Source organism: Nostoc sp. CALU 546, assembly GCF_048836525.1.
On the sequence record NZ_JAWJTF010000164.1, the window covers coordinates 1 to 12,769 of the forward strand.

The window sequence follows — 12,769 nt, forward strand, 5'->3', positions numbered from 1 at the left end:
ATTGGCGATGGTATGGGTTGGAATATGGCTCGGGCTGCGGCGATCGCCAAAGGTGGGGCTTTTTACACAGCCGGGAAAGGTTCCGGTTTGAGCTTCCAAACTCTTACTGGATATGGGCTAGTAACAACCTACGGCACAACAATTGAGGGAAGTAACTCAGTTAAATCAACAGGCAACTCTGCCCTGGATGGAAGTAATTCACTTACAGGTGCAAGTCCTGTTCGTCCAGGCTTTTCATTCCAGCCCACCCCATTTAATCCTGGTAATACAATCAATGGCGACACCTCACTACCAGGTAACTTAGCAGGCTATGACGTAACCAAGGGAGGCCCTACTCCTTGGATTCCCCTATCCCCTGCCAACCCCGGTAATTATGACAAAGAGTACATCAAGTACAGCTATCCCGACTCTGCTAACACCGCCACAACTCTTTATACAGGTGTAAAGAGCTATAACAACGCGATGGGCGTAGACATTTACGAGCAGAAGCTGACAACCATCGTCGAAATTGCCAAACAACAGGGTAAGTCCACGGGAGTCGTTACTTCAGTACCAGTCAGCCATGCAACTCCCGGCGCTGCCGTCTCCTTCGTAAATCGTCGTAATAAGTATGATAGTGACTACGATCCCAACAAGACTAATCAAGACAGTATTTTGCAACAGGCATTACTGAACTTTCAGCCTAATGTTATTTTGGGCGGCGGTCATCCATTAGATCACCAGAACACTACCAGTTCCGGCCCACTCTGTAATGCCACTAGCTACACCTACATCAAGGCATCTACTTACAAAGAGTTGACTGGTAAAACAGCCTTGAGCGATGCAGCCGCTTGTTCAGCTCCTGCTTCATCAAATCCTAACAATCGCTACGGCTACACCTTTTTGGAGCGTGGCCCGAATGCAACTCAGACACTATTGAACACAGCAGCATCAATTGACCCAAACACTGGCGGCAAGTTATTTGGTCTGTATGGCGCTCGCGGTCAAGATGGCAACATTCCTACGAGTTCTTCCAAAGGGGACTACAGCACAACAGGTTTAGGTCAATTTACACTCTATAGCACCACAACTTCTACAAATCAAACTCCTAACCCTGATACTGTTCGTCCTCTGTCTCCTGGTGAAACTGACGCTAGCTTCATTGCCAGAGAGATTAACGAAAATCCCACTTTAGCTGACATGACTCAAGCAGCTTTAACAGTTCTGGGTAAAGACCAAGATGGTTTCTGGCTGATGGTTGAAGGCGGTGATATCGACTGGGCTGCCCATGATAACAACATGGATAACCTGATTGGTACGATGAATGACTTCGATAAAGCCGTGCAAACAACCATTAATTGGATCAACAACAATGGCGGTTGGAGCAAAAACTTGCTAATTGTTACGGCTGACCATGACCACTATCTCACCTTAAATTCCAACTTCCTCTCCAAGTTAACTGCTCAAGATCCAAATGTGTCTAGAGATTTGAAGTTTAACGCCAAGGACATCACTTTTAACCAGCACCTTCCAGCAAATGCCGGTCACTTCTGGGGATCTGACCCAAGTAAAAAATATCTTTGGGGTAGCCACAGCCGACGGATTGTGCCTGTTTACTACCAAGGTGCTAATTCATCAATTTTGACTAAATTCTTGGGTCAACGCTTCCAGATGACAGATAGCTCTGGTACTACTTACAGCGTGCCTGGTGTTCGGGGAGTAGTTGATCAGACCCAGATATTTCAAGCTATGAATACTGCGCTCACGAGTGGAGGAACTCCGCCACATTAACACACCGCTTTCTTGAACACTGACCAGAAGACTGGCTTTAGCAGAGATGTGACTATACATGTCTCTGCTTAATAAAAAGCTATTTCTATCTTTTTCCACCTGTTCTTTATCTAGGTAAAAAAATGGCTGACTCAATCCTTTATTATAAATTCTCTAACACTGACCAAAGTCTCACAGGCAACTTCTTCTTCAATCAAGCTGCTGCTGACGATCAACAAGTAACACTTGAGGAAGGCTTAAATATTTCTGCTACCTACGATGGATATATTTTCACGCAAACTGATGATTCTCAAGCAGTATTATTAACCAACCAATCAGGAGAAATTGCAGATCAAGGATTGGGATTGCAATTTGTCATTTCTGGTGTTTTTACAGTCAACGCTGACATTTTTTTTGATGCCGAGAGAGACAATAGCATTACTTATACCCCTATTTACGCGCCAACAGATTTATTATTGGGTGTTACAACTGTTGATGAGAATGTCTCAGCTAATACAATCGTTGGCACATTTAGCAGCACCGACCCAGATGCCAATAGCACTTTCATCTACACTTTAGTTGCTGGGGATGGTGACACAGATAATGCTGCTTTCATCATTGATGGCGGTAATCTAAAAATTAATAGTTCTCCAAACTTTGAGGCTAAATCTAGTTACAATATCCGTGTTCGCACTACCGATAATGATGGACTTTTCGTTGAAAAAGCATTGGCGATCGCAGTCAACGACCTCAACGAAGCACCTACAGATTTATCATTGGATGTTACAAATCTTGATGAGAATGTCTCAGCTAATATAATCGCTGGCACATTTAGCAGCACCGATCCAGACACCAATGACACTTTTACCTACACTTTAGTTGCTGGGGATGGTGATACTGATAATGCTGCTTTCACCATTGATGGCGGTAATCTAAAAATTAATAGTTCTCCAAATTTTGAGGCTAAATCTAGTTACAATATCCGCGTTCGCACTACCGATAATGATGGACTTTTCGTTGAAAAAGCATTGGCGATCGCAGTCAACGACCTCAACGAAGCACCTACAGATTTATCATTGGATGTTACAACTGTTGACGAAAATGTTTCAGTTAATACAATCATTGGCACATTTAGCAGCACTGACCCAGACGCGAATAATACTTTTGCCTACAGCTTAGTTGCTGGTATTGATGATACCGACAATGCTGTTTTTACTATCAATGGGGATAAGTTACAAATTAATAATGCTCCAAACTTTGATGTCAAATCTAGTTACAAAATTCGGGTAAAAACAACAGACCAAAGTGGACTATCCTTTGAGAAAGCGTTGAATATTGGTGTTAACAATAACAATATCGTTATCTCTCCTGAATTAACAAAGGGTTTTGAGGACGTTTTTAACATTAAAGGTACTAATGATCAAGCAATACTCAAAATCACGATCGCTAGCAGTACTCCTAATCCTAATCGGTTGAATGAACTAGGTGTATTTAATGTTGATGATGCTGCGGGTAGCGTTAAAGATGATACTGGTAAATCACTTCTTCCAGGTGCAGACGGTTATAACAAAGCAGCTTTAGCACGAGCCAAGGTACTTTTCTCCACCATTGCCAATTTGCCAAATGGGTTCAGTAACAGCGATGTTATTCGCTCACTGCAATTAGACTCTGGTTCTAACTTCAGATTTTATTTAGTTCAAGGCACTACAACTCAAACTGTAATCAGTAAAGCTAGTTATACTGACATAGTGTTTTCCTCAACCCAAAATATTCAAGACTTGGGTAACAATGGTTTCTCCCTGAATTTTACTAATCTAACGGTGAATATTCAGGCAACAAATCAATCATTAGATTCCGGCTTGAGTAACGAATTTGGTCAGCAAGGTTCAACTCAAGGAGAACTGCTTTATATCGGTGATAATGTGAACGCTACCTTTACTGTTAACCGAGAAGCGGCTTATAACAACTTTATTGGCTTTTATCAGGTGACTGATGAGACTGGTACTATTAATGTCAATGGTACGATTTATAAACCTGGAGACTCAGGGTATACTGAAGCAGCAATTAATAGTAGGATTGTCGGATTAACAGGAACGAACCAAGCAACAATCACATCTAATGAACAATTCAGTTCTGATAGTATTTTTGCACCATTTATTATTGCTAATGGCGATCCCAACACATATATAAGCCGAGGAAATCCTGTTTATTTCTCATTTTTGGGTGCTAATCCGACTAGCGATCGGCAAGTAGATCACATCCGCTTATTAGGCAATAACACCTTTGGCTTTGAGGATTTACCAAATGGTGGCGATCGAGATTTCAACGATATAATTGTGCGAGTTAATTTCAGATGACATCGGAAGCAATGTGATTTTGTCAGGGCAAGAAAAGGCAGAGGGTTAGAGGGGATGGGGGGTAGCTTTCAAGGGTAGGTATTTAATAAAGGCGTATTTTTGCAGGTAAAATACTATCTAGCTTTTATCAGCAGAATTACTACGGGTGCAGGAGGGTGAATGCAAGTAGGAAAAAGCGAGGAATTAAGAGAATGGACTAGAAAAGTAATTGAAAAAATGCCAAATCTCACAAAACCTCAAGCTGTTGTACTGGCAATGTGGACTTTTGGGATAGTAATGACCCAATCAAGTGGACTGACAACGGTTTCAGTATTTTTAGCAGAACTACTGGGTAAAAAGGAGAATACTATACGTCAGCAACTGCGGGAATGGTATCGAGACGCAGAAGATAAAACAAAAACTGGTCGAACTTCATTGGATGTGACATCTTGTTTTAGTCCACTACTATCTTGGATTCTAAGTCTTTGGCCTAAAGGTGAAAAACGTCTAGCATTGGCAGCAGATGCTTCAACTTTAAGCGATCGCTTTACTGTATTAGCAATTAGCATTGTTTACCGTGGCTGTGGAATTCCAATTGCCTGGAAAATAGTTGAAGCTACCATTCCTGGAAGTTGGAAACCTCACTGGGAAGAATTATTTCGCCATATAGACAAAACTGTACCACCAGATTGGTTTGTAATTGTCACCACAGATAGAGGGCTTTATGCTGAGTGGTTGTATCAACAAATCTTGAACTGTGGTTGGCATCCTTTTATGCGGATTAACCTTCAGGGGCAGTTTCAAATTAAAGGTACTGTTTCTTGGCTACCTCTAAATACTCTTGTTCGAGAAGTTGGTCAGTCATTTGAGTCATTGGTAACTTGTTTCAAAAGTAACCCGATTGAATGTACATTGTTAGCCCGTCATGACGAGGGCTATGCCGAACCTTGGTTAATTCTCACCGATTTACAACCCGAAGTTGCGGATGCTTGTTGGTATTCGATGCGCTCTTGGATTGAATGTCTATTTAAAGACGGTAAAAGAGGTGGTTTTGCTTGGCATCAAACTAAAATGACAGATACCAAACGAGCCGAGAGACATTGGTTAGCGATCGCAATCGCTACTTTATGGCAGGTTAGTGTTGGAGGTGCTATTGATGCCAATTTGCCTATTAGTAGTTTAGACGAATTACCACAAACCCACGTTGCACGACGCAATTTGAAAAATAGTGTCTTCCATCGTTGTCTCTCATGTTTCCGTCGTGGATTTTTAGTGATTAAGGCTGCCGTTCTTAATCGTCTTCCCCTACCTCAAGGTAGCTTTTTCCCTGAACCTTGGCCTTCCTTGACTCCACAACTCCATGTCTCTCAAATCACCCTCTCTACTGCCTGATTTTTAAATACCTACCCTTGAAAGATGGGGGGTAGAGGAGAAACTATATTCAAGCCCTTACCTTTGGGTGTGGTGAATAATTGCAAATTGCGAATTGTTATGTTGAGGCGAATCAGGTTCGCAAGTCCATTGGTGCAGAACCTCATTTGCACAGGACTTAAGCGATGTCGGTCAAATGTTACAAGAACTCGAACAAATTGCCCAAATTGTCGAGCAACGGTTAGAACAATACGAAACGCGAGGACACACATTAACTCTGAAAGTCAAGTTATCTGACTATCATCAGATAACCCGCAGAAAAACAATGCTTGCTCCCATCAGTAAACTCTCTACGGGTTATGCTATCTGTATTAATTATCTTCATAATCAACAAGCGGCAAAGGCAATTGTTAGTTCTATTGCAAAGATGGGAGGTAGACTGATTGCAGTTGCGGCTGATGTTGCTTTGGAAGAGGATGTAATTAAATTGTTTCAAGTGGTAGATGAACAATTAGGAAAAGTAACTGCCCTAGTCAAAATAATTCGTCGCTCTACACTAGTCTTGCCTGAAGGGGGATAGAAACAATAAATTCAGCCCCTTGTCCTAAAACTGATACACATTCCAACTGCCCTCGATGCTTATTAGTCACAATCTGGTAACTAATAGATAACCCTAAACCAGTGCCTTTCCCAATAGGTTTTGTGGTAAAAAAGGGCGTGAAAAGTTGCGTCCGCACATTTTCATCGATACCAGAACCGTTGTCAGCAATGCGAATGACGGCAATATTGCCTTCAATAGTAGTACGAATTGTAATGATACTGGGCTGACATGCGATATCAGCATAGGTCCGGTATTCATTAAATTCCTCTAAAGAGTCGATGGCATTGGCGATTAAATTCATAAATACCTGATTCAGTTGGCCAGGGTAGCACTCTACAGGTGGCAGGTTGCCGTACTCCTGTATTACCTGAATTCCCGGATGATCTGGCTGGGGTTTAAGCCGATTTTGCAAAATCATTAGGGTACTATCAATGCCTTCATGGATATTAACGGCTTTGACTTCAGCTTCGTCTAAGCGGGAAAAGTTTCGTAAAGATAATACAATTTGTCGAATGCGATCAGTTCCCACTTTCATTGAAGCCAACAGCTTAGGTAAGTCTTCCATCAAAAAATCTAAGTCAACTGCATCTATTTCATTCTGAACTTTAGGTGGTAAATTCTGGTTTTGCTGCTGATAAAGTTGTACTACACTCATTAAGTCTTTGACATAATTATTTACGTAAATAAGGTTGCCGTAGATAAAGCTAACTGGGTTATTGATTTCGTGAGCAACGCCTGCCACCAACTGCCCCAAGCTAGACATTTTTTCGCTTTGCACCATCTGGGACTGGGTGAGCTTCAATTCATCGAGCGTGTGTTCTAGCTGCTTTGCTTTCTCACGCGCTTGTGTTTCCGAAATTTCTAACTCTTGGGAGTATATGTGTAAGTTTGTGTAGAGGCGAGCATTTTCTATAGAGATGGAAACTTGCGAAGTTAATAAGTTCAGTACTTCTAATCGCTCTGCGGTAAAGACTCCGGTAGTGAGGTTATTTTCCAGGTAAAGAACTCCAGTTAGCTTACCCTGATGAGAGAAAGGCAAACACAAAATTGATTTGGGTTGATTGGCAACAATATAGTTGTCACTCACAAAACGCTCTGTGTGGCTAGCATCGTCTAAAACCAAATTTTCTTTTGTTCTTTCAACATAGTTAATCAGCAAAACTGGTAGCTTATGCCTTACTTGAAACAGACTCGACGATCGCACTGTCACTCGATCTCGCTCAATGCTTCCTTCGGCTTCAATTACCCACTGGTTCTCCCGTTTTATAAGTAGATAACCCATTTGGGCACCAGCATTCTCGATCGCGATCGTCATCATTTTCTCCAGCAGAGGATTTAACTCCATCTCGCTTGAGAGTGCTTGGGACGCTTTAATCGCTGTGCTTAAATCTAGAGTTTGGATTTTAGCTTCAGAAATATCCCGAATCTGCTTTGTAGCTGGACCTCGCCCATTTACCTCCCCGGCTGTATCTGCAAAAAGTTGGGAATATTGTTCATCGAGTTGCTGGACTTTAGCCGTAGCTTCCCACTTGAGATAGCAATAGCGGGCTTCTTTAAAATAAACTTTGGCAAAGTTTTTTCTATCCTTTGCCAAGTAAAATCGAAATGCGAGTTCGTTTGCTAAGGCTTCATTCTGTAAATAACCGTTTTCAGCAGCAGAAGCGATCGCCTTGTCATACAGCTCCATTGCCTGATAATCTTGTTTATCAATCCGAGCCACTTCAGCTTGAATCAGCAAGAACTTGTGTTGATAATTAGTTGGACAGTGCATTGCCCATTGCTGGAATTTTTCTAAGTTGGCATTTAGTGTATGCAGATAAGTAACTTGAGTTTCTGTATCTACCTCTGCATAAGCCCCTGCTAAGGCAATACTTTGGTGAAAGTAAAAAACAGGATTAATAAAAATTCCTCGCGCTCCCCCTACATATTTTTCGGCATTGTCTGCATACTCAACAGCTTTGATAAATTCTCCATACCAGTTACAGAGCGCAAGTTTATAGATGTAAACTACAAATGCACTCAACATATCCGAAGATGCCAATGCAAATTCTAGCACTTGCCGTTCATCTGCCCAAGTTCCAACAAGCTCGTCAATCTTTTCTGCTGGCTTAATCAGGTTAGCGATCGCTTCCATAGCCAGCAGATGGTAGTTCAACATATTTCTATCAATCTTGCGGAGGCTAGGAATAAAATCTTCGGCTACTTCTGCGGTTTTTTCTAAAGATTCATTTCCAAATAAGCATTGCCATAAATAATTAACTGAACAATAACCAGACCATTGATAAGAACCTGTTTCTAAACCACTATTAAATCCCTTCAATAAATAAGGTTTTGCTTGGCTAATATGGTCTTTGTAATGACAGATTAAACCTCCCCACATATTCAAAATATTTGCTTCTAGTTCTTTAGTTCTTAAAATTTCATGCAAACGCAGAGATAGCTCACCAAACTCATAACCTGAATCTACCTCACCATATTGAAATACTAAGTTGAATGAATACAGCATGTAACCAAATACAGAAATTGGTGAGTTGCCATACTGAACTGAAAGTTGAGTTATGTTCATTGATGTGATATGCAATGCTTTAGATCCTAAAAAGTAGGCAATAGGCCAGACTTCTTTTAAGATGCGTTGAGCCATTAACTTCTCTTCGTCTTGCATTGGCGGGAGTTCTGCGAGACTAAAAGTTGAGCGATCGCCAATAACTTTTTTAGTATGATTAAGTTTTTCTAACAAATATGCATCATCAGGATAAGCTGTAAACTCCAAGCCTAAAAGTTCTAAGGTATTTAACCCAATTTTATAGGCGGAGTTTAAATCATTCTCCATGCGATAACACATAATCCGATATTCATTTACTCGGCACATATCAAGAGTAGTTTTAACTTTGCTGAAAGTATGTTCAAAAATCAGCAAGGCTTGCTCATATTCACCATTTAAAAATTCTGCTTCTCCAGATTGTAAGTGTAAACTTAATGTGAGTAAATATTTATCTTGCCAGCTACTTTTAGGTAGATAACTCATCCCTGTTTTCAGAAGTTTTAATGCAGTTACAAACGCCGAAGATGATTTTGCTCGCTGGCCTGCTTTCAGATTTAATTCTGCTAGTTCATATCTTTCTGCTGGTTCCACAATCAATGAACTACCAGCATTGAGATGGTTGACGATATCAAAAAGATGTTCTTCTAACTGGGCTTTTTCAGTATTGTGTAATAGTAGTTTTCCAATTTTTAGATGTACTTCTTGTTGCTGCTCGGTTGGAATTAAAGAATAGGCAGCTTGCTGAACGCGATCGTGCAAAAACTTATATTCAACTTGTACCGCAGTATCGCAGTATGTTGCTAATTCTGACTGATTCAACAACAGGGGAATTTTGTAAGTATCGCTTAAGGGAAGAATTAATCCTGCTCGCAAAGCTGACCATAAATCAACTGCTGTTGCTGATGGAGATTTTTCATTTACTACAGCTAGAATTTCTAAATTAAATCGGTTGCCGACACAAGCAGCTAATTGTAAAACTTGCTGTGTGGGTTCTGACAGTCTCTGAATTTTATTCACCATTAAATCGACAACATTATCGGTAATGGCTTGTTCCTGAATTTTGTTGAGATCCCACTTCCAGAAACCCGAACGATAATCAAATGTCAAAAGATTATCTTGATGCAGTACTTTTAGTAACTGAGTCAAGAAAAAGGGATTACCTTGGGTTTTTTGAAATAGCAAATCAGCTAAAGGTTCTGCCTGAGATGATTCGCAATTGAACGTGTCAGTAACCAGTTGAGTAATATGAGGTGCTGCTAATGGCTTCAAAAGTAACTCTTCAACGGTTGCCCCAAATGCTTGAATTGTCTCTAGCATTAGCATCAGTGGATGGGTGGGACTAACTTCGTTATCTCGGTAAGCCCCAATCAGCAAGAGATACTGACTTTCTGGGTCAGTCATCAGATTTTCGACCAGGTTTACAGAGGCAGCATCTGCCCATTGGAGGTCATCTAAAAACAATACTAAGGGATGTCCAGCAGCAGTAAAGGCATGGATAAATTGCTTAAACACCCGATTAAAACGGTTTTGAGACTCAGCAACCCCCAACTGCGGTACAGGCGCTTGCTGCCCAATAATCAGTTCTACTTCCGGGATGACATCAATAATAACTTGACCATTAACTCCTAATGCTCGTAGTAATTTATTTTTCCAAAGCTCAACTCTGGCTTGGCTTTCAGCTAACAGTTGTCGCATCAATTCTCGAAATGCTTGAATCAAAGAAGCATAAGGAATATCTCGCTTGAGTTGGTCAAATTTGCCACTGATAAAGTAACCTCGTTGCCGGACAATCGGTTTGTGAACTTCGTTAACTAGTGAAGATTTGCCGATACCAGAATATCCCCCTACCAACACAACTTCGCTAGAACCAAGACTAACTTTTTCAAAGGCAGCCATTAAAGCCGCCACTTCTACTTCCCGACCATAAAGTTTTTGAGCTATTTGGAATTGATGCGAAAAATCCTGTTGGCCTAAGGTAAAAAGCTCAATGCTACCTTTTATTTGCAGTTGTATCGCTGCTTGCTCTAGGTCAGCCTTTAACCCGTAAGCACTTTGGTAGCGGTCTTCAGCAGTTTTGCTTAGAAGTTTCATCGTGATCGCAGAGATTGCCAGTGGTACTTTAGGATTAATCTCGTGCGGAGCTACTGGCATTTTCGCAATGTGACAATGCACCAACTCCATTGGGTCTTGGGCATTTTGGAACGGGAGGTGACCTGTCAGCATTTCATAGAAAATGATACCTAATGAGTAAAAATCTGTACGATAATCTAAGGTTCGGTTGATGCGTCCAGTTTGCTCAGGCGACATATAAGCCAGTGTTCCTTCTAGAAGGTTGAGGCTAGTAATTTCTGGGCTTTCTTTTGATAACAGCGAAGCGATACTGAAATCAATCAGTTTTACTTTTTCGGTATTGGGGTTATAAAGAATGTTTTCGGGCTTAAGATCCTTATGGATAATGTGGTGGGTATGTAACTCTCCCAAAGTTTCAGTAATTTGTTCGGCAATATTCAGAAATTTTGTCAGTTCAATCCCTGTAGTAAATATCTGATGTTTTAAGGTTTCTCCACCAAAGTCTTCTAAAACCAGTGCTAGACCATTATTGTAGCCGTTGTCATAACTGATTAATTCATGGACTTTAATTACACCTGCAATATTCAGATTTTGGATGATTTCGTATTCGTGCTTGAGTTGGGCAATCTCTTTGATACTGGGATACTCTGCTTTGAGCAGTTTAATAACAACTGAGTGTCCCTTAGCCTTGGAGTATGCTCGATAAATTACTGTGGTAGCAGCTTCATAAATTAAACTTGTAATACTATAGTCAGGAATATGAGCAATTAATTTAAACATTAATACTTGTCTGAATGTTGTTTTCTAATAGATTTTGGTAGCTCCTATGATAGTTCCCAGAATTGAAGCCAAGTTAACTCTTCAAATGCTAATTAAGGAAAAATTAGCCTCATTAATCTTTATCAGTACGCAATGGCTATAAACTTTTTCATACAGCGTGTGCAGCTCGCTTTTCTACGTAATAGTCTAATCAGCTGTTTCAATACCCTTGCCCGCTTTAGCTGTATGGGCAAGGCTTACGTTGGCGCACACCGGGGAGGCATGGAGGTAATCGGGTCTTCGTGGAAAACCTAGAAATCCTGACTGTGCTACTTCTTGAACTGTTAGTTGGATTATTCTACAGCCGTATTCGCTGAAGTTGTGGTGATGGGTAAAGGCTATCGCCCGACTTAGTTCTGGTTTAGTTGGGTCAAACTCTACTGCAATAACTGGGCGAATACCAGCTTCAACCATTCCAGCTTCAATCCCGCCGCCACCCGCGAAAAGTATTACAGCGATCAGTGCATCATCTGGAAGAACTGGTTTTAATTTTGTGTTATCAAAATTTTTGCAGACATCTAATTTTGGCGATGTCTTTTTGGTTTTCGCTTTTTTGATAAAGGCGATAATATCTTCCCTGGTTGCCCCAAGGTGTTGTAGTGTGCGAATCATGGGAACTGTTTTAGTCATGCAACCACCTCCATAACCAAATCGTCTGGCACTTCAAAAATTCCCAACCGCCCAATGTAAGGAATTGGTGTAATTTCTCGCGGATTCTCCAGATGCCAATGGTATTGCCCAGCCATCCCCCAGCCAGATGCAACTTGTGAGAACTTGCAATCAACTATTGTGACAATGCCAATAACTTGACCGCGACGTAGAGAGATTAACAGTCAGTAAATCGCAAAGTTTTGCTAAAGAGCGATCGCTAAGTAGACACTCAGTAGAAGTTAGTTCTAAATAATACCTATTTTATAATTAAAACTTATATTCAATAAAAGAGGTTCAAAAACTGAAATTATCAAGAATGTACATCCACCCAAATAATGACCATTGACGACTTTACCAAAACAGCTTGCACTAACTGATTCAGAAACCCTTGACGAAGTTCTGGATTGTTTAAGTGAAAATATTTCTATTGAGACCCAAGGAGATTGCGGTCTGAAAACTCTATTTGAAATATTAGAGTGAGCAGAATGTAGTGGAGATAGTATTGAGAATACAATAAAAGTATTAAATAATATTATATATGGTAGCGATATTAGAAATCACTTAGATAAAATCTATAATTTTGTGCAGTTCGAAAGTAGAATTGATTTAGATCTTATAAGTAGAATACAC

The 12,769-nt window shown here is 40.6% G+C and carries 7 protein-coding genes; 5 read left to right on the forward strand and 2 right to left on the reverse strand.

The genetic code is table 11. The features are described 5' to 3' along the window. The 4 genes from RRG12_RS40255 to RRG12_RS40270 all read left to right on the forward strand — a co-directional run. Positions 1 to 1,770: alkaline phosphatase (locus RRG12_RS40255; protein WP_420763051.1), on the forward strand; the 1,770-nt coding region annotated here is incomplete at its 5' end. Positions 1,771 to 1,892: 122 nt separating this feature from the next. Continuing rightward, positions 1,893 to 4,106, forward strand: coding sequence for a DUF4114 domain-containing protein (locus tag RRG12_RS40260; protein ID WP_420763052.1), 2,214 nt, complete (start codon positions 1,893 to 1,895; stop codon positions 4,104 to 4,106). A 159-nt stretch (positions 4,107 to 4,265) separates the two neighbouring features. Beyond that, positions 4,266 to 5,477 carry an endonuclease gene (locus RRG12_RS40265; RefSeq protein ID WP_420758009.1) on the forward strand — a complete coding sequence of 404 codons (1,212 nt, stop codon included), beginning with the start codon at positions 4,266 to 4,268 and terminating at the stop codon, positions 5,475 to 5,477. Positions 5,478 to 5,652: 175 nt separating this feature from the next. Continuing rightward, on the forward strand, positions 5,653 to 6,036 hold the full coding sequence (locus RRG12_RS40270) for a hypothetical protein (RefSeq protein WP_420763053.1): 384 nt from the start codon (positions 5,653 to 5,655) through the stop codon (positions 6,034 to 6,036). Here the strand turns inward: RRG12_RS40270 and RRG12_RS40275 are convergent. Next, positions 6,008 to 11,449: a trifunctional serine/threonine-protein kinase/ATP-binding protein/sensor histidine kinase gene (locus RRG12_RS40275; protein WP_420763054.1), complete on the reverse strand. Its 5,442-nt coding sequence runs from the start codon at positions 11,447 to 11,449 to the stop codon at positions 6,008 to 6,010. The genes RRG12_RS40270 and RRG12_RS40275 overlap by 29 nt on opposite strands. A gap of 186 nt (positions 11,450 to 11,635) precedes the next feature. Then, entirely contained in the window at positions 11,636 to 12,118 is a 483-nt protein-coding gene (locus RRG12_RS40280; RefSeq protein WP_069069918.1) for a DNA cytosine methyltransferase, read from the reverse strand. A gap of 363 nt (positions 12,119 to 12,481) precedes the next feature. Between RRG12_RS40280 and RRG12_RS40285 the strand changes: the two genes are divergently transcribed. Next, the gene (locus RRG12_RS40285) at positions 12,482 to 12,619 is read left to right on the forward strand and encodes a hypothetical protein (RefSeq protein WP_420763055.1); all 138 of its coding nucleotides are present in this window, start codon (positions 12,482 to 12,484) and stop codon (positions 12,617 to 12,619) included. Positions 12,620 to 12,769: the final 150 nt, after the last annotated feature.